Source organism: Ornithinimicrobium sediminis, from assembly GCF_021272345.1.
GTDB classification, from domain to species: Bacteria; Actinomycetota; Actinomycetes; order Actinomycetales; family Dermatophilaceae; genus Ornithinicoccus; species Ornithinicoccus sediminis_B.
The window spans coordinates 272902-291223 of the sequence record NZ_JAJSDQ010000004.1; the positions used below are offsets into that span (position 1 = coordinate 272902).

Below are 18322 nucleotides of genomic sequence, written 5' to 3' on the forward strand. Positions count from 1 at the left end.
TCGACGGATCCGAGCTGCGCTTGGCGGCGGGGGGCCCGTTGGACAGGTCCCCATCGTCTAGCGGCCTAGGACTCCGCCCTTTCACGGCGGCAACACGGGTTCGAATCCCGTTGGGGATGCTGGTGTGCAGCGATGCATGTCCGGTATGTAGTACACGTTTGGCCTACCAAGGCCCCGTGGCGCAGTTGGTTAGCGCGCCGCCCTGTCACGGCGGAGGTCGCGGGTTCGAGTCCCGTCGGGGTCGCAGTGCACGCCGCTGCTTCGCACCATCAGGTGCGGAGCAGCGGTGCGACCACTACCCGGCCAGGTAGCTCAGTTGGTACGAGCGTCCGACTGAAAATCGGAAGGTCGGCGGTTCGACCCCGCCCCTGGCCACCATCAGCTTCAGCCGGCACGACCCGTCGAGGGTCGTGCCGTTCTCGTCCCGGCCACCTGGGCTCCCGGCGGCGTCGATGAGAGCTGTGTCCTCGTCCTCTCATCGCTCACTCATCCCTGTCGGGTGGGCTTGTCTCATCGCGGGGACGGACCAGCCGGCCCGCCCAGAGAGGAGACCATGCACCGCCTCACCGCCCTGGCCAGCGTGTCCCTGGCCGCCTTGGCCCTGAGTGCCTGCGGCGAGTCCGCGGTCGACGACCTCGCCGGCATCGACGTGAGCGACGGCTCCGGGCAGGAGCCCGTGACGGACACCGCCGACACCACGACGACGCAGGCCCCCGGCGCCGCCGAGGGCGACGCGGGGCTCTTCGGCACCGCCCCGGACGAGGGCGGCCCGTACGGCGAGCTGCGGGACGGCGTCTGGGGCGTCGGGCTCGCCGGTGAGGTGGAGCTCACGGTCACCCCGGACGGCACGCTCGAGCTCGTCGACGTGCGGCCGGCCGAGGGCTGGGACGTGACCGACCAGGAGGAGACCGGTCGCTCGGTCGACGGTGACGCGGTCGAGCTCGACCTCCGCCGCGACGGGGACGGGTTCTTCGAGACCTGGGAGCTCGACGCCGACCTGCACGACGGCGCGCCCGAGGTCGAGGTGGACTACGAGATCGAGGGCACCTTCGGCGGCTGAGTGCCTCCCACCACGTCGTGTTCACACCGCGCCTGAGCATGTCGTAGCATTCGGAGCGCACGAGAGCCGTAGGTCTGCCCCCTGACGCACCTACGGCTCTCGCTTTGCGTCCCGGCCAGGCTCTCGCGCACCACCGTGACCTGTCGTACGTTCGGGGTGACACCCGTCCGACGAGGAGCCCACCATGCGCACCACCCCTGTCATCGCGTCCACCGCCGCCGCGCTCGTGATCGGCGCCACCGCCGCCCAGGCCGTCACCTGGGGCGAGCCCGACGGCGAGGACCATCCGCACGTCGTCACGCTGCTCTTCTCCCAGCAGGGCGAGGGTTACTACTCCTGCTCCGGCACGCTGCTGGACGAGGACACGGTCCTGACCGCGGGGCACTGCACCGAGGGCGGCGGACAGGTCAACGACGCCACGTGGGTGAGCAACCACCCCGACCCGCTCGCCGACTACGAGGGCGACGGCATCGTGGCGTTCCTGGAGTCCAGCGACCACTGGGTGCAGGGGCAGGCGGTTCCCCACCCCGACTACGACGACTACGCGGCCTTTCCCGACACCTACGACATCGGGCTGGTCGAGCTCGCGGGCGCGATCGACACCGGGGGCGTCTACGGCACCCTGCCGGAGGAGGGCTTCCTCGACGCCCTGATGACCCGCAAGGGTGCCACCTCCACGCGTCAGGTCGTCGTCGTGGGCTACGGCCTGCAGGGCACTGTGCCGGCGTTCTACCAGGACGACTACGTCCGCTACCGGGGCACCTCCACCATCATGGGTCTCGGGCGCTCCACCAACCAGGGCACCCACACGGTGCAGATGAGCAACACCCCGGGCAAGGGCAACGGGTCCGGCGGCACCTGCTTCGGCGACTCCGGTGGCCCGGCGTTCTGGGTGGACCCGGCGACCGGGCTGGAGACCACCACCGTCGTGGCGGTGACCTCCTTCGGCATCACCGGGCAGTGCGCGGGCACGGACTTCCAGTTCCGCACGGACATCCCCGAGGCCCAGGAGTTCGTGCGCCCCTACCTGTGACGATCAGATGACCTGGCTCCCCCTGACCCTGGCGGTCCTCGGCCTCACCGGCGTGCTGCTGGCGCTCATCAGCGAGCCCATGCAGCGCCGGCTCCCGTTCACCGAGGCGCTGGTCGCGCTCGTGCTGGGAGTGCTCGCAGGCCCGATGGTCCTCGACCTGGTGCGGGTGGAGGAGCACGTGCGCGACCTGCTGCTGCTCGAGGGGGGCCGGGTGCTGCTGGCCGCCTCCGTCATGGCGGCGGCGCTCCGCTACCCGGCGGACCGTCTCACCGGGCTGGTGCGACCGCTCCTGCTGCTCCTTGCGGTCGTGCTGCCGGTGGCGGCGCTGGTCAGCGGGGTCGCCGCGCTGGCGGTGGGCCTACCGCTCGTCCTGGCCCTGCTGGTCGGCGCCTGCCTGGCTCCCACCGACCCCGTGCTGGCGGCAGCCGTCGTCACCGGCGCCCCCGCGGAGCGCACCCTCGCCGAGCGGGTGCGTGCCCTGCTGACCACGGAGAGCGGCGCCAACGACGGGCTGGGCATCGTCCTGGTCGGGGTGCTGGTGGCGGCGGCCCTTCCAGCCGCGGCGGTCACCGAGGCGCTCGGGAAGGTGCTGTGGCAGGTCGGGGCCGGCACCGTGATCGGCGGTCTGCTCGGATGGGCCGCCGGGTGGGCGCTGCGCCGCGCCCTCGACCACCACGACCTCGGTGAGGGGCCGGAGCTGGTCTACACGCTGCTGCTGGCCGCGGGGGTGCTCGGCGCAGCCCGGCTCGTCGACGCCGGCGGGGTGCTGGCGGTGTTCGTCGCCGGGCTCGCCTACAACCACATGGTGCCGAGCACCCCCCGCAGGCACCAGGAGGCGGTGGACGAGGGCATCAACCGGTATGCCGTGCTGCCGCTCTTCGCGCTCCTGGGAGTCGTCCTGCCCTGGGCCGGGTGGCGCGACCTCGGCTGGGGCGCAGTCCTCTTCGTCGTGGCCGTGCTGCTGCTGCGACGGCTTCCCGTCGTCCTGGCCCTGGCCGGCTCACTGGGGACGACCCGTCCGCAGGCCGTCTTCATGGGGTGGTACGGCCCGATGGGGGTCAGCGCGCTGTTCTACCTGGCCCATGCCCGTCACGAGGGTGTGGACGACCCGGCCGTGTTCGCCGCCGTCACGCTCGTCGTCACTGTCAGCGCCGTGGTCTTCGGGCTCACCGCCTCACCGGGGCGACGGCTCTACGCAGCCCGGGTCGGTCACGAGGGCACGGGACGGCAGGAGGCGCAGGAGGAAGCACCGTCCTGACCGGCGAGCGGTCGGCCAGACGGTGCACCGCCTGACCCACGACGTGCCGCGCCCAGGGGGTGGTGCGAGACTCGGAGACGGATCCTGCCCGGCGTCGCGCAGCCTGTGGCGCCGGCCCCGACACCTGAGGAGGCAGCACGCCCATGAGCACCCTGACCGTCACCAGCGGCAGCGACTCGATCGACCTCGAGGTCCAGGACACCGGAGGCACCGGACGTCCCGTGGTCCTCATCCACGGCTGGCCGATGACCCACGAGTCGTGGAGCGAACAGGTGCCCGCCCTGCAGGAGGCCGGCTACCGTGTGGTCGCCTACGACCGCCGCGGGTTCGGCGCCTCGGCGAAGCCAGCGGGCGGCTACGACTACGACACGCTCGCCGACGACCTGCACGCGCTGCTCGAGGCGCTCGACCTCAGCGACGTGACGCTGGTCGGCTTCTCGATGGGCGGGGGCGAGGTGGCGAGGTATGTCGCACGCCACGGGCAGGACCGCCTGCACAGCGTCGTCTTCGCCGCCGCCGTGCCGCCCTACATGCTGCACACCGAGGGCAACCCCGAGGGGCCGCTCAACCCCGAGGCCGCGGCCGAGATGGAGGCATCCCTGCGTGCCTCCCGGGACGAGTTCTTCCCCGGTTTCGTCCAGGGCTTCTACACCGCGGGCGAGGAGCTGAAGGCCACCCCCGAGCAGGTCAGCAAGGGCATCGAGCTCTGCCTGCAGTCCGACCAGGAGGCGGCGCTCGGCTGCATGGAGGCCTTCGGCACGACCGACTTCCGCGAGGACCTCACCGCCGTCACCGTGCCCACGCTGGTCATCCACGGCGACTCCGACGGGATCGTGCCCTTCGAGGCCTCCGGCCGGCGGACCGCGGCGGCGATCCCCGGGGCGATGACGGCCATCGTGAACGGGGCACCCCACGGCCTGAACACCACGCACGCCCAGGCGTTCAACGCCGACCTGATCGACTTCCTCGGCCGCTGAACCGACCAGGCTCAGGCCGAGGGGTGGCCGAGCGCGTGCCTGATCAGCGCGTGGAGGGTGGAGAGACCGTCCCGGGAGAGCACCGACTCCGCATGTCCCTGGATGCTCGCGACCCCGTCGCCGCGCAGGCCGACGACCGCGTCGTGGAGGGGGTCGACCGCCACCTCGAGGGGGCGACCGTCGGGCAGGCATGCCGCACCGGGGCGGGCGACGAAGGTGTTGTAGAACCCGATCCGTGCGTGGCGCCCCCACAGCTCGACCGGCACCTGCACACCCTGCAGCGGCCGGTCCAGCTTGCTGATGGTCAGGCCGGCCAGCCCGGCCAGCACCTGGTGGCTCAGGCACACGGTGAGCAACGGTGCCCGGGCCTCCAGGCGCGCTCGCACCAGGTCACGCAGGTGCACCATCCGCTCATCCTCGACGTCCTCGGGGTCGCCCGGCCCCGGGCCGAAGAGCACCAGGTCGACGTCGGCGAGGTCCTGCGGTGAGACCGTGTCCCAGCGACGCACCTCCGCGGTCATGCCGAAGTGGCGCACCTGGTGCGCCAGCATCTGGGTCCACATGTCCTCGGCGTCGACCACGAGCACCCGCCGGCTGAGCAGGTCGGGGTCGGGGCGGGGCTCCTGGGGAGAGAGCCAGAACGGCGACAGCGACTCGTTGCGGGCCTCCAGCGCGTCGGCGACGCCCGGCAGGTCCGCCAGCTGCACGGCATACCGCGTCTCGCGCCGGGGGCGCAGGCCCAGCGCGGCGAGCATGCCGCTCGCCTTCGCCGTCGTCTCGGCGACCTCCGAGCGGGGGTCGCTGTGCCGCACCAGGGTGGCACCGGCACTGACGCGCACCGTGCCGTCGCCGCTGAGGTGCGCGGTGCGGATGAGGATCGGGGCGTCGAGGTGCTCGGCGCCGTCGTCGTCCCGTTCGACCAGGGCGAGCACGCCGGAGTAGTAGCCACGCCCCTCCGGCTCGTGCCGTCTGATCACGGTGCAGGCGTTCTCCATCGGCGAGCCGGTCACCGTCGGGGCGAACATGGTCAGGCGCAGCACGTCGCGGGGGTCGTCCTCGGACTGTCCGTCGAGGAGGTACTCCGTGTGCGTGAGGTGAGCCATCTGCTTCAGGTAGGGGCCCGTGATCCGCCCGCCGTGCGTGCAGATCTGGGCCATCATCTTCATCTCCTCGTCGACCACCATGAAGAGCTCCTCGGTCTCCTTGGTGTCCTTGATGAAGGCCTCGAAGGCGGGCACGACGTCCTCGGCCTCGTCGCGGGGATGGCGGAAGGTGCCGGAGATGGGGTTCATCCGCACCCGCCCGTCCTGCACGCTCACATGGCGCTCCGGTGTGGCGCCCACGAGCGTGTGCCCGGGGGTGCTCACGGCGAAGGTCCAGTAGGCCCCGCGCTCGTCCTGCACCAGCGTGCGCAGCCAGGTCAGCGCTGCCGTCGCGGGCAGGGTGGCGGTGTGCGCCACGATGTCGCGACGGATCACGAAGTTGGCGCCCTCACCGTTGCCGATCTCGTCCTCGACGACGCGCTCGACGATGGCCGCGTAGTCCTCGTCGGACACGCTGAACCGCTCGTCGGTCACCTCCACCGCAGCGTGCGGGAGCCGCTCGGTGAGCACCGCGACCGGCACCCGCTCGTATGCGGTCGCACACAGCGCGCGCAGCGGCGTGCCGTCGTCATGCGCGTCGAAGCCGCGCTCGGCGATCTGGCGGAAGGGCACGAGGGTGAGCACCGGCAGGCCCGCCTCGGCCGAGGGGATCTGCGCGAGCAGGTCGAGGTCCCGCACCTCCCCGACGATGACCTCGGCGGCGCCCTGGCCCTCGCGCACCAGCACGGCCCAGGCCTGGCCGCCGGGGTCGGCGAGGACGCGGTCGAGCACGGGATAGGCCTCGGGCATAGGCAGCAGTCTGTCATCCCGGGCCGGCGTCATGATCCGGGCCGCAGCTCTGGGTGGCGCTCTGGCGGACCGGGGGCTGACGGGTCGTGCTTGTGGACGGGGGTGGGGGTGTGTCGGTGGCGGGCGACATGGTGGACACATGTTCGACGACGAGCCCGACGACGAGCCGGTGGTGGAGGTGCGGTCGGGGGTGGTGCGCGTGGGGGTGGACGACCTGACCGACGGCCCTCCTGAGTGGGGGTGGCGGGGGCCGGGGGAGGTGCTGGCGGGGTGCCTGGCGGACGGGACCCGTGGGGTGGTGGCCGCGGCCGGGGTGGGCCGGGACGCGCCCCGGATGGGAGGGGAGGAGCTGGTGTCGGCGTTGGCGCAGGTCGACGTGCTGCGGGCGCGCACGGAGACGGTCACGGTGCGCCTGGTGGCCGAGGCGTTGGGGCGCGGGGTGCACACCGATCAGGGGCTGAGCGCTCAGGACTGGGTGGCGCAGCGGTGCCCGTGGCTGTCCGGTCCCCAGGTCGCGGATGTGGTGGCCGTGGCCCGCGGGGTCGGTGACCCGGTGCACGGGCAGGTCGCGGACGCGGTGTGGGACTCGTTGCTGCCGGTGCGCCGGGCCGCGGCGGTGCTGCGGGCCGCGGCCAGGGTCAGACCGTTCCTGGACACCGACCAGTATGTCGACGCGGTGGGCACCCTGCTGGGGGTCGCGGTCGAGCCTCGGCACAGCGACCCGGACCTGCGCCGGGTCGCGGACCACCTGGTGTCGGTGGTGGTCCCGGACCGGGACCACGACACCCGAGCACGGGCCGCTGCGGCCCTGCGGGGGGTGCACGAGTCGTCGCTGGCCGACGGGTCGCTGACCCGGTTCGTGCTGACCTGTGACGCCGACGGCGCCGCCCTGCTCCGCAGTGTGCTCGCCTCACCGTTGGCGGCCCCCGTGCCGGACGAGACCGGCGGGCCGGACCCGCGGACGGCGTCGCAGCGCCGGTACGACGCGGTGCTGACCGTGCTGCGCCGCGGGCTGGCCGGCGGGGACTCGACCCCGACGTCACCGAAGGCGACGGTGGTGGTCACCATCGCCTGGGACCCCCTCCAAGAGGCGTTGACCGGGACGGGGACGACGGCGACCGGGGACGTGCTCTCCCCGGGCACCGTCCGCAGGGTCGCGTGCGACGCCCAGCTCATCCCGCAGGTCCTGGGCACCGACCGGGAGGTGCTGGACCAGGGCCGGGCGCGCCGGTTGGTGACCCCGGGCCAACGGGTGGTGCTGGCCCACCGCGACCAAGGCTGCACCTTCCCCGGGTGCACCGTCCCGCAGGCCTGGTGCGAAGCCCACCACGTCGTGCACTGGTCCCGCGGCGGACGATCCGACATCGACAACTACGCCCTGCTCTGCGGGCGACACCACACGTTGGTCCACGACCACGACCTCACCGCCACCGTCACCACCACCAGCGTCACCTGGCACCTCTAGCTCACCCGCCCCGCACCCGGCCCCAACGGCCGGGCCACAGGCATGGCTAGGGGCTGCCCGAAGCACGTGCCCGGGGCGGACCCTGCGGCAGACGATCGGTCCGGCGAGGCCGGGCGAGGGCGCGGATCAGCCCAGGCGGATGAGACCTGCAGCAGTCGGCTGGAAGCCACAGACCCGCTCGTAGAAGTCGGCGGCCTCGGGCTCGTAGTCGACGTGCAGGTACTGGCAGCCCAGGCTGCGCGCCTCGTCGACCGCACGGGTGACCAGCGCCGTGCCGATGCCCTGCCGCTGCACACTCGGCAGCACCACGGTGTCGAGCAGCACGGCATGTGCGCCGCCGTCACCGATGACGTTGACGAAGCCGACCAGCTGGTCACCGCGGTGTGCCGTCACCCAGCAGATGCTGTGCCGCTTGAGCCGCTTCGACCACGGCACGAAGCCGTGTCCGCTCGCCCGGAAGGCGCGTTCGTGCAGCGTCGTCAGCTCCTCGTCGTCGACCGGCCCGTCCACCCGGTACGTCGTCTCCACCACCGTCATCGTCCTCGCGTCCTGCGCCTTCCGTGGTGATGACCCGCGGCTGTCCGAGCCGGGGGTCCGAGCCGACCCAGCGCGTCACGACGACGCGTGGATCACGGACTGTACCCCTCCTGTCCGACCCTCCGGAGGGGTCGCGCCCGCGCTGCTCCCTCAGTGGGTGACGGCCCCCTGGGCGGCCGAGCCCACCAGCCGGGCGTACTTCGCCAGCACACCGCGGCGGGCACGCTCCGGTGGCTCAGGGGCCGTCCACGCGGCGCGCCGGGCGGCCACCTCGGTCTCGTCGACCAGCAGGTCGAGGGTGCCGGCAGCGACGTCGAGCTCGATCTGGTCGCCGTCCTGGACGAGGCCAACGGGGCCACCGTCGACGGACTCCGGCGCGATGTGGCCCACGCACAGCCCGGTCGTGCCGCCGGAGAAGCGGCCGTCGGTGACGAGCAGCACGTCCTTGCCCAGCCCGGCACCCTTGATCGCGCCGGTGATGGCGAGCATCTCGCGCATGCCTGGGCCGCCTCGCGGACCCTCCTGGCGGATGACGACCACGTCGCCGGCAGCGATCGTGCCGTCCTCGAGGGCGTCCATCGCCGCCCGCTCCCCCTCGAAGACACGCGCTGTGCCACGGAAGACGTCGGAGTCGAACCCGGCCGACTTCACCACAGCGCCCTCGGGCGCCAAGGAGCCGTGCAGGATGGTCAGCCCGCCCGTGGCGTGGATCGGGTTGCTCATCTGGCGCAGCACAGTGCCGTCCAGCTGTGGCGGGTCGAGCTCGGCGAGGTTCTCGGCCAGCGTGCGGCCCGTCACCGTCATCACCTCACCGTGCAGCAGGCCGGCGTCCAGCAGGGCCTGCATGACGACCGGGATGCCGCCGATGCGGTCGATGTCGGTCATCACGTGCGCTCCGAACGGCTTGACGTCGGCCAGGTGCGGCACCGTCGCTCCGACCCGGGCGAAGTCCGCCAGGGTCAGCTCGACCTCGGCCTCGTTGGCGATCGCGAGCAGGTGCAGCACGGCGTTGGTCGACCCGCCGAGAGCCATGACCACGGCGATGGCGTTCTCGAACGCCTCCTTGGTGAGGATCTGCCGTGCGGTCAGGCCGCTGCGCAGCATGCCGACGACGGCCTGCCCGGAGTGCCGGGCGATGCGGTCGCGCCGCCGGTCGGTCGCGGGTGGGGCGGCCGAGCCGGGCAGCGCCATGCCGAGGGCCTCGGCGGCCGCTGCCATGGTGTTGGCGGTGTACATGCCGCCGCACGCGCCCTCGCCGGGGCAGATGGCCCGCTCGATCGCGTCGACGTCCTCCCGGGACATCAGCCCCCGGGCGCACGCCCCGACGGCCTCGAACGCGTCGATGATCGTCACCTCGCGGCTCGACCCGTCGGACAGGCGCGCCTGACCGGGCAGGATCGACCCGGCATACACGAACACCGAGGCCAGGTCGAGGCGCGCCGCGGCCATGAGCATGCCCGGCAGCGACTTGTCGCAGCCGGCCAGCAGGACGGAGCCGTCGAGCCGCTCGGCCGACATGACGGTCTCCACGGAGTCGGCGATGACCTCGCGGGAGACCAGGGAGAAGTGCATGCCCTCGTGCCCCATGGAGATGCCGTCGGAGACCGAGATCGTGCCGAACTCCAGGGGGTAGCCGCCCGCGGCGTGCACGCCGTCCTTCACCGCCTGGGCCAGCCGGTCCAGCGGCAGGTTGCAGGGGGTGATCTCGTTCCAGGAGCTGCCGACGCCGATCTGCGGCTTCTCCCAGTCCTCGTCGCCCATCCCGACGGCCCGGAGCATGCCCCGGGCAGCGGTCCGCTCCAGACCGTCGGTGACGTCGCGGCTGCGCGGCTTGATGTCGGTCATCGGGCGGCGGAGCCCTCGGTGTAGTCGTCGTCGCCGGAGCGCACCCAGGCCATCATGCCGCGCAGCTCGCGGCCGACGGCCTCGATCGGGTGGGCGGCGCCCTTCTCACGCAGCGCCGTGAACTCGGGGGCACCGGCGTCCTGGTCGTCGATGAAGCGCTGGGCGAAGGTGCCGTTCTGCACGTCGGTGAGGACCGCCTTCATGTTCGCCTTGACCCGGTCGTCGATGACCCGCGGGCCGGAGACGTAGTCGCCGTACTCCGCGGTGTCGGACACCGACCAGCGCTGCTTGGCGATGCCACCCTCGTACATCAGGTCGACGATGAGCTTGAGCTCGTGCAGGCACTCGAAGTAGGCGACCTCGGGCTGGTAGCCCGCCTCGGTCAGGGTCTCGAAGCCCTTCATGATGAGCTCGGAGACACCACCGCAGAGCACCGCCTGCTCGCCGAACAGGTCGGTCTCGGTCTCCTCGGTGAAGGTCGTCCTGATGCCACCTGCACGCAGGCCGCCGATGGCGGAGGCGTAGGACAGCGCGAGGTCCCAGCCGTGGCCCGACGCGTCCTGCTCCACGGCGACGAGCACGGGCACACCGCGGCCGTCGACGTACTCCCGGCGCACCAGGTGACCCGGCCCCTTCGGTGCGACCATGCAGACGTCGACACCTGCGGGCGGCGTGATGTAGCCGAACCGGATGTTGAAGCCGTGGCTGAAGAAGAGCGCGTCACCGTCCTCGAGGTTGGGCTCGACGGCATCCGCGTAGAGACCGCGCTGCAGGTGGTCGGGCACCAGCACCATGATCAGGTCGGCCTCCTGACAGGCAACCTCCGGCGTGACGACCCGCAGGCCCTCGGCCTCGGCCTTGGCGCGCGAGGCGCTGCCCTCCTTCAGGCCGACGCGGACGTCGACGCCCGAGTCGCGCAGGGACAGTGCGTGGGCGTGGCCCTGGCTGCCGTATCCGAGGACGGCGACCGCCCTGTCCTGGATGAGGCTCAGGTCGGCGTCGGCGTCGTAGTACATGGTGGCCATGGTCAGGTGTGCTCCTCGAGTGGGTGGCGCGGCTGGGGGGACGTGCTGGTGGTGCGGGTGACGCGGTCAGGCTGCCCGCCAGGACGTCCCCGGCGGACAGCCTAGGGGGGTGGGTCAGCCCCAGGCAGCGGCCATGGCGCCGACCGGGCGCGGGCCGTTGTCGTTGATCGCCCACAGCTGCTCGCGGATCGCGGCCGCGTCGTCCAGCTCCTCGATGTGGATGACCTCGATGAGCTTGTCCAGCTGGCTGGTGACCTTGTGCAGCTGCTCGCTGGAGACGTTGACCAGGATGGTCATCCGGGAGACCTTCGGGTCCTCGGTCGGGCCGACCACGAGGTGGTCGATGTTGAAGCTGCGACGGGCGAAGAGCACCGACACGCGGGCCAGGACTCCGGGGTTGTTCTCGACCAGGACGGACAGTGCGTGGCGGCTCATGGTGCTCACCTTTCGGGTGGGGGTGGTGCTCGGGTATGCGGTGTCGGGTGCGGGGAGGTCGGTCGTCGGTGCGGTCATCGGCTCACTCGTCCTCGTCGAAGTCGGGAGCCAGGTCACGGGCGTACTGGATCGCGTCGTTGCTGGTGCCGGCCGGGACCATCGGCCAGACCATGGCGTCCTTGTGGACCCGGAAGTCCACGACGACCGGACGGTCGTCGACGGCCATGGCCGCCTCGATGGTCGCGTCGACGTCGGCCGGGCTGTCGCAGCGCAGACCGGCGCAGCCGTAGGCCTGCGCCAGCATGACGAAGTCGGGCACCTGCGCCGACGGGGCGCCGGAGTTGCTGTAACGCTCGGAGTAGAAGAGCGTCTGCCACTGCCGGACCATGCCCAGGGCCGCGTTGTTGATGACGGCCACCTTGATCGGGATGCCCTCGACCGCACAGGTGGCGAGCTCCTGGTTGGTCATCTGGAAGCAGCCGTCGCCGTCGATCGCCCAGACCGTGGAGTCCGGGCAGCCGATCTTGGCGCCCATCGCCGCCGGCACGGCATACCCCATGGTGCCCAGGCCACCGGAGTTGAGCCAGGCGTGGGGGCGCTCGTAGCCGATGAACTGGCTGGCCCACATCTGGTGCTGGCCCACGCCGGAGGTGTAGATCGCGTCGGGGCCGGCGATGGCGCCGATCCGCTGGATGACGTGCTGCGGCGCCAGGGAGCCGTCGGCCGGCTCGTCGTAGCCCAGCGGGTAGCGGCTCTTCCACATCAGGCACCGGGTGACCCAGGCGGCGTAGTCGGGCTCGGCGCCCTGCGCGGTGCGCATCGTGAACTCCGTGACGAGCTGGTCGACGACGACCCGGGCGTCGCCGAGCAGGCCCACGTCGACCGGCCGGTTCTTGCCGATCTCGGCGGGGTCGATGTCGGCGTGGATGACCTTGGCGTGCGGGGCGAAGGAGTCCCGGGCGCCCGTCACCCGGTCGTCGAAGCGGGCGCCCAGGCTGATGATCAGGTCCGACTTCTGGAGCGCGGCCACCGCGGAGACGGTGCCGTGCATGCCCGGCATGCCCATGTGCTGGGGGTGGCTGTCGGGGAACGCGCCCCGGGCCATCAGCGTCGTGACCACCGGGATGCCGGTCAGCTCGGCCAGCGCACGCACCTGGGCGTGCGCCCCCGCGCGGACGGTGCCGCCGCCGACGTAGAGCACCGGCCGACGCGAGCGCAGCATGAGCTCGACCGCGTCGCGGACCGACTCGGGCGTGGGCTCGGTCTGCGGGCGGTAGCCGGGCAGCACCAGCTCACCGCGGCCCGGCTGGGTGACCAGTGCCGCCAGCGCGTCCTTGGACACGTCGACGAGCACCGGCCCCGGACGGCCCGTCTGCGCCAGGTGGAAGGCGCTGGCGACGGTGTCGGCGATCAGGTTGGGGTCGGTGACCAGGAAGGAGTGCTTGGTGACCGGCATCGTGATGCTGCGGATGTCGGCCTCCTGGAAGGCGTCCGAGCCCATCGCCGCGCTGGGGACGTTGCCGGTGATCGCGACCATCGGCACCGAGTCCATGTTGGCGTCGGCCAGCGGGGTGACCAGGTTGGTCGCTCCCGGACCGCTCGTCGCCATGCACACGCCCACCCGGCCGGTCGCCGCGGCATACCCCTGCGCCGCGTGGCCCGCGCCCTGCTCGTGCCGCACCAGGATGTGCCGCAGGCCCCGGGCGCCGTAGAGCGCGTCGTAAAGCGGGAGGACCGCGCCGCCGGGAAGGCCGAAGATGTGCTCGACGCCTACGCGCTGGAGGGTCTCGACGAGGCTCTCCGCGCCGGTGCGCGGCGCGGGGCGGTCGGTGTCCGTGGCTGCGGCGGTGCGGGTGACCGTGCTCATGGAAGCGGTGTCCTGTCGGCTGGTGTCTGGCGGTGCGTGAAGGTCGGGCAACAAAAAACCCCTCGGTCCGGGAGGACGAACGAGGGGAGGACGCGATCGGCTGCGGTCAGCGCGATACGCGTCCTGGGGCAATAAGTACGAGAGCGGTGTGCATGGGCTCAACCATGAACCATGATTGCCGTCGCGTCAAGCCCCTCGGCGCAGGCTCCTGCTCAGGAGCCCTGCAGCGGGACGAAGCTGTACCAGCCCTCGCTCTCGGTGCTGACCTTGCCGTCGTGGAGCTCCGCCGTCACCAGGCGCCCCCGCACCGGGACGACCATCCGGCCCCCGTCCGCGAGCTGGTCCAGCAGCGGCTGCGGCACGTCGTGGGCCTCGGCGCTGACCAGGATGCGGTCGTAGGGTCCGTCGGCGGGGCGGCCGAGCACCCCCTTCACCGCCTGCTCGACCCTCGCGCCCTGCACGTCGTGCGCCTCCAGCGCTGCCCGGCTGCGTTCGACCAGCTCCGGCACGATCTCGACCCCGACGACCCATCCGTCCGGGGACACCAGGCGGGCGAGCATCGCGGTGGTCCACCCCGAGCCCGAGCCGACGTCGAGCACCCGGTGACCGGGCCGGGCGTCGAGGAGCTCCAGCAGGCGCACCACGGTGCTGGGCTGGGAGCAGGTCGCGCCGTAGCCGATGTCCAGAGCCCGGTCCAGGCCTGCCCAGGCCCGCTCCGCCTTCGGCAGGAACCTCCGTCGCGGGACCTCGCGCATCACCTGCCGGACCCGGTCGGTCATCGTCCCTCTCCGTCGTGCGGGGCACGCGGCTCAGTCCTGTGAGCCACCGGGGCGCGCGTCCTTCCTGTCCTTCGGCCGTGCGTCCTGGGGACCACCGGGTCGCGGGGAGTCCTCGCAGGTCGTGCCGCGCGCCTCCGAGGAGACCCAGTGGCCGAAGTTGCGGCACCCCTCGGGGACGGTCGGGCCACCCGGCGCCGAGGCCGCTCGGGACACCTTCTCCCCGTGGCCGATGTCGGCCGACATCTGCAGGGCGGCGACAGCCACCACAGCGGCCGAAGGGGGCGTGCCCGACACACCGGCGCTCGACGGACCGGAGCTCGCAGGGCCGGCGGACAGGGTGGCGCTCGACGGCAGTGGGGCGACGAGCAGCAGGGCTGCGGCGGCGAGCGCCACCGCGGGCCGGATGGTGCGGACCATGGTCCCTCCTTCTCCCCCGTCCCTCCTCACGGTAGCCCTCGCGCCCACCCACGACCAGGTATGCCGAACCTCGGTGCCCACGGCTGTCGGGCCGGGACCTGCACGCCCACCGGCGCTTCGGCATACTGAGCGCATGGCCGATCACTATGACGTTGTTGTCCTGGGCGCTGGCCCCGGTGGGTATGTCGCGGCGATCCGCGCGTCGCAGCTGGGCAAGAAGGTGGCCGTCGTCGAGAAGAAGTACTGGGGCGGTGTGTGCCTCAACGTCGGCTGCATCCCCTCGAAGGCCCTGCTGCGCAACGCCGAGCTGGCGCACATCCTGCAGCACGAGAAGGCCAAGTTCGGCATCGAGGGCGAGGCGTCCATGGCCTTCGGGCCGACCTACAAGCGCAGCCGCCAGGTGTCCGACGGCATCGTCAAGGGCGTCCACTACCTGATGAAGAAGAACAAGATCACCGAGGTCGACGGCTGGGGCACCCTCACCTCGCCGACCTCGGTCGACGTCGAGCTCAACGACGGCAGCACGAGCCGGCTGACGTGCGACGACCTGATCATCGCCACCGGCGCGGAGACCCGCCTCATCCCCGGCACCGAGCTGTCCGAGCGCGTCGTGACCTACGAGGAGCAGATCCTCACCGACGAGCTGCCGGGCAGCATCGTCATCGCCGGCTCGGGCGCGATCGGCGTCGAGTTCGCCTACGTCCTGGCCAACTTCGGGGTGGACGTCACGATCGTGGAGTTCCTCGACCGCATGGTGCCGACCGAGGACCCCGAGATCTCCAAGGAGCTCGCCAAGCACTACAAGAAGCTGGGCGTGAAGGTGATGACCTCGACCAAGGTCGAGTCGATCGACGACAGCGGCGACAAGGTCAAGGTCACCGTCAGCCCGGCCTCCGGCGGCGACGCGCAGGTCATCGAGACCGACAAGGTCATGCAGGCGATCGGGTTCGCGCCGCGGCTCGAGGGCTACGGGCTGGAGAAGCTCGACGTCGAGCTCACCGATCGTGGGGCCATCAAGATCGACGGGCGCGGCCGCACCAACGTCGAGCACGTCTACGCCATCGGCGACGTCACGGCCAAGCTCATGCTGGCGCACACCGCTGAGGCCATGGGGGTCGTGGCGGCCGAGACCATCGCCGGGGCCGAGACGATGGAGCTCGACTACGACTTCATCCCGCGGGCGACCTACTGCCAGCCGCAGATCGCCTCGTTCGGCTACACCGAGGAGCAGGCCAAGGAGAAGGGCTTCGACGTCAAGACCTCGAAGTTCCCGTTCAGCGCCAACGGCAAGGCCGCCGGCCTCGGCGACACCGTCGGGTTCGTCAAGGTCGTGGCCGACGCCGAGCACAACGAGATCATCGGCGCGCACATGATCGGCCCGGACGTCACCGAGCTGCTGCCCGTGCTGACGCTGGCGCAGCGATGGGACCTCACCGCGGACGAGGTCGCCCGCAACGTCTTCGCGCACCCCACGCTCGGCGAGTCGGTCAAGGAGGCCATCGAGGGCATCGCCGGGCACATGATCAACCTCTGAGGCACGGCTCTCCCCTGCGTCGTTGCCCGCCCCTTTGGGGTGTTGCCCGCCCGTCGGGTGTGCAGATGTGGCTCCATACAGCCACGTCTGCAGACCCGACAGGGGTGCTGCGCGTGCAGACCCGACAGGGGGTCTGGACGTGCGGGCCCTCAGAGCAGGCGCCGGTCCATCGCCCAGGCGGTGAGCTCGTGCCGCGACGACAGCTGCAGCTTGCGCAGCACCGACGAGACGTGCGTCTCGACGGTCTTGACCGAGATGAAGAGCTCCTTGGCCACCTCCTTGTACTGGTAGCCGCGGGCGATCAGGCGCATCACCTCGCGCTCACGGGCGCTGAGCCGGTCCAGTTCCTCGTCGACCTCGGCGATCTCCCCGGCGGCCGCACCGAAGGCGTCCAGCACGAAGCCGGCCAGCCGGGGGCTGAAGACCGCGTCGCCGTCGGCCACCCTGCTGATCGCCGAGGCCAGGTCACGGCCGCTGATCGTCTTGGTGACATACCCCCGGGCCCCGGCCCGGATCACCGCGATGACGTCGTCGGCGGCGTCGGAGACCGACAGAGCCAGGAAGCGCACCGGCGCACCCGACTCCGTGGTCAGCCCGGCACATCCACGGATCACGTCGCCGCCTCCGCGGCCGTTGCCTCCCGGCAGGTGCACGTCGAGCAGCACGACCTCGGGCCGCTCCTGCCGGATCTGCTCGACCGCGGCATCGACGGTGCCGGCCTCGGCGACGACGTCGAGCTGGGGTGCGACCTCGGCGAGCTCGGCCCGCACCCCGGCGCGGAAGATGCGGTGGTCGTCGACGAGCACCAGACGCACGGGGCGGGGGGAGGTCATGAGGTCGCTCCTTCTCGGGGGGCTCCGGCGGGAGTGCTCTCCTCGTCGGTCTCCAGCGGCAGCTCGAGGCTGATCTCCGTGCCGCCGTCCAGCACCCGGACCCGGGCGGACCCGCCGTGCCGGCGCATCCGGCCGATGACCGACTCCCGCACCCCCAGCCGGTCGGCGGGCACCGCGTCGGGGTCGAAGCCCGGCCCGTGGTCGCGCACGAAGGCCTCGACGCGTCCCTGGCCGACCTCCACGTAGGCCGTGATGGGGGGCGCGCCGTGCAGAGCCGCGTTGGTCAGCGCCTCCCGCAGCGCGGCCACCAGTGCAGCGCCACGCTCGTCCACCACGTGGTCGCCGGTCACGACGACCTCGACCGGTATGCCGTGCCGGTCCTCGACCTCGTGGCCCACCTCGGTCACCGCGGAGGCGAGGGTCTGCGGGCCACCGGGCGGGCCGGCGTACAGCCACTGGCGCAGCTCCCGCTCCTGGGCCCGGGCCAGCCGGATGACCTGCGGGTCCTGCGAGCTGCGCTGGATGAGGGCCAGGGTCTGCAGCACGGAGTCGTGCAGGTGGGCGGCGATGTCGGCGCGCTCGGTGGCGCGGATGCGGGCGGCCTGCTCGGACCGGAGCTCACCCCAGAGCCGGTTGCCGTAGGGCGCCACGATGACGGCAGCACCGACGAGCACGACCAGCACCGCGACCACGACGTCCCACAGCTCGGCCAGGCCCAGCCCGCGCGTGGTGAGCAGCACCAGGCCGACGACGGCGAGCAGCACCCCCGCCCCGACACGGAGGGCGACCCCCTGGCGCGACCAGGGGTCCTCGGGCATCCACCGACGCCCCGTCCCACGGTCGAGCTGGGACCACGCGAAGACGGCACCGACGGTGACCAGCAACAGCGGGATCCATCCCGAGACGTCGAGCCGGAAGCCCGACAGCGACGCGATGCCGAGCAGCAGCAGCCCCATGCCCAGCACCACGACCCAGGCGGCCCGGGTGGAGCGCTGCTCCGGGGCCGTGACCGGCTCCGTCGCCCCGTCCGACTCGTCCTGGGGCACGAAGATCCACATGAACCCGTACGCGACGACGCCCGCACCGCCGGCGACAGCCAGCACCAGCAGGCCCACCCGCACCACGGTCGCCTCGATCCCGAGGTGGTCGGCCAGGCCCTGGGCCACCCCGGCCAGCACCCTGCCTCGCACCGGGCGCACCAGTGGGGGTCGGTGGTGGTGCGGGGACGGGGCCGCGTGGTCGGTCGACACCCCTCCATCCTGACCCACCACAGCCCCGGCGGACACCCCGGCATACGGGACTCAGGGCACGACCAGGGTCCGCTCAGGGTCGACCCTCATGGTGCGCGAGGGCGCGCAGGGACAG

16 protein-coding genes and 3 tRNA genes are annotated in these 18322 nt (G+C 72.1%); 9 read left to right on the forward strand and 10 right to left on the reverse strand.

Features of this window, described 5'->3' with window-relative positions:
* Positions 1–46 precede the first annotated feature (46 nt).
* The 7 genes from LVO85_RS11380 to LVO85_RS11410 all read left to right on the forward strand — a co-directional run bounded on the left by LVO85_RS11380 (position 47) and on the right by LVO85_RS11410 (position 4328).
* Positions 47–119: transfer RNA gene (locus LVO85_RS11380), tRNA-Glu, on the forward strand.
* Positions 120–170: 51 nt separating this feature from the next.
* Positions 171–244, forward strand: a tRNA-Asp gene (locus LVO85_RS11385).
* 57 nt (positions 245–301) lie between these two features.
* Positions 302–378, forward strand: a tRNA-Phe gene (locus tag LVO85_RS11390).
* Between the two features lie 175 nt (positions 379–553).
* On the forward strand, positions 554–1060 hold the full coding sequence (locus LVO85_RS11395; protein ID WP_232747600.1) for a hypothetical protein: 507 nt from the start codon (positions 554–556) through the stop codon (positions 1058–1060).
* A gap of 184 nt (positions 1061–1244) precedes the next feature.
* Entirely contained in the window at positions 1245–2093 is an 849-nt protein-coding gene (locus LVO85_RS11400) for a trypsin-like serine protease (RefSeq protein ID WP_232747601.1), read from the forward strand.
* A 7-nt stretch (positions 2094–2100) separates the two neighbouring features.
* Entirely contained in the window at positions 2101–3351 is a 1251-nt protein-coding gene (locus LVO85_RS11405; RefSeq protein WP_232747602.1) for a cation:proton antiporter domain-containing protein, read from the forward strand.
* Positions 3352–3494: 143 nt separating this feature from the next.
* Positions 3495–4328, forward strand: coding sequence for an alpha/beta fold hydrolase (locus tag LVO85_RS11410; protein ID WP_232747603.1), 834 nt, complete (start codon positions 3495–3497; stop codon positions 4326–4328).
* An 11-nt stretch (positions 4329–4339) separates the two neighbouring features.
* Here LVO85_RS11410 and LVO85_RS11415 read toward each other — a convergent pair whose 3' ends face one another.
* Positions 4340–6220 (reverse strand): anthranilate synthase family protein, encoded by a 1881-nt coding sequence (locus LVO85_RS11415; RefSeq protein WP_232747604.1) that lies wholly within the window; start codon positions 6218–6220, stop codon positions 4340–4342.
* A 139-nt stretch (positions 6221–6359) separates the two neighbouring features.
* On the opposite strand from LVO85_RS11415, the gene LVO85_RS11420 reads away from it, so the two are divergent.
* The gene (locus LVO85_RS11420) at positions 6360–7685 is read left to right on the forward strand and encodes an HNH endonuclease signature motif containing protein (RefSeq protein WP_269813341.1); all 1326 of its coding nucleotides are present in this window, start codon (positions 6360–6362) and stop codon (positions 7683–7685) included.
* Between the two features lie 126 nt (positions 7686–7811).
* On the opposite strand, the gene LVO85_RS11425 is transcribed toward LVO85_RS11420, so the two are convergent.
* The 7 genes from LVO85_RS11425 to LVO85_RS11455 all read right to left on the reverse strand — a co-directional run bounded on the left by LVO85_RS11425 (position 7812) and on the right by LVO85_RS11455 (position 14590).
* Complete coding sequence (locus LVO85_RS11425) at positions 7812–8213, reverse strand: GNAT family N-acetyltransferase (protein WP_232747605.1); 402 nt, start codon at positions 8211–8213, stop codon at positions 7812–7814.
* A gap of 159 nt (positions 8214–8372) precedes the next feature.
* Entirely contained in the window at positions 8373–10067 is a 1695-nt protein-coding gene (gene ilvD, locus LVO85_RS11430; protein ID WP_232747606.1) for a dihydroxy-acid dehydratase, read from the reverse strand.
* Positions 10064–11092 (reverse strand): ketol-acid reductoisomerase, encoded by a 1029-nt coding sequence (ilvC, locus tag LVO85_RS11435; protein WP_232747607.1) that lies wholly within the window; start codon positions 11090–11092, stop codon positions 10064–10066. Before ilvC ends, ilvD begins: the two co-directional genes overlap by 4 nt.
* A 114-nt stretch (positions 11093–11206) precedes the next feature.
* A complete protein-coding gene (gene ilvN, locus LVO85_RS11440; protein ID WP_232747608.1) occupies positions 11207–11527 on the reverse strand; it encodes an acetolactate synthase small subunit in 321 nt (106 codons plus the stop codon).
* Positions 11528–11609: 82 nt separating this feature from the next.
* Positions 11610–13448 (reverse strand): acetolactate synthase large subunit, encoded by a 1839-nt coding sequence (locus LVO85_RS11445; RefSeq protein WP_408637687.1) that lies wholly within the window; start codon positions 13446–13448, stop codon positions 11610–11612.
* A gap of 158 nt (positions 13449–13606) precedes the next feature.
* Positions 13607–14173, reverse strand: a complete 567-nt coding sequence (locus LVO85_RS11450; protein WP_232747610.1) for a protein-L-isoaspartate O-methyltransferase family protein — start codon at positions 14171–14173, stop codon at positions 13607–13609.
* A gap of 30 nt (positions 14174–14203) precedes the next feature.
* Positions 14204–14590, reverse strand: coding sequence for a hypothetical protein (locus LVO85_RS11455; RefSeq protein WP_232747611.1), 387 nt, complete (start codon positions 14588–14590; stop codon positions 14204–14206).
* Between the two features lie 133 nt (positions 14591–14723).
* On the opposite strand from LVO85_RS11455, the gene lpdA reads away from it, so the two are divergent.
* Positions 14724–16124, forward strand: coding sequence for a dihydrolipoyl dehydrogenase (gene lpdA / locus LVO85_RS11460; protein WP_232747612.1), 1401 nt, complete (start codon positions 14724–14726; stop codon positions 16122–16124).
* Positions 16125–16273: 149 nt separating this feature from the next.
* Here the strand turns inward: lpdA and LVO85_RS11465 are convergent, their stop codons facing one another.
* Together LVO85_RS11465 and LVO85_RS11470 are read right to left on the reverse strand one after the other, a co-directional pair.
* Positions 16274–16957 (reverse strand): LuxR C-terminal-related transcriptional regulator, encoded by a 684-nt coding sequence (locus tag LVO85_RS11465; RefSeq protein WP_232747613.1) that lies wholly within the window; start codon positions 16955–16957, stop codon positions 16274–16276.
* Positions 16954–18207, reverse strand: a complete 1254-nt coding sequence (locus tag LVO85_RS11470) for an ATP-binding protein (protein WP_232747614.1) — start codon at positions 18205–18207, stop codon at positions 16954–16956. The genes LVO85_RS11465 and LVO85_RS11470 overlap by 4 nt, the downstream gene beginning before the upstream one ends.
* Positions 18208–18322: the final 115 nt, after the last annotated feature.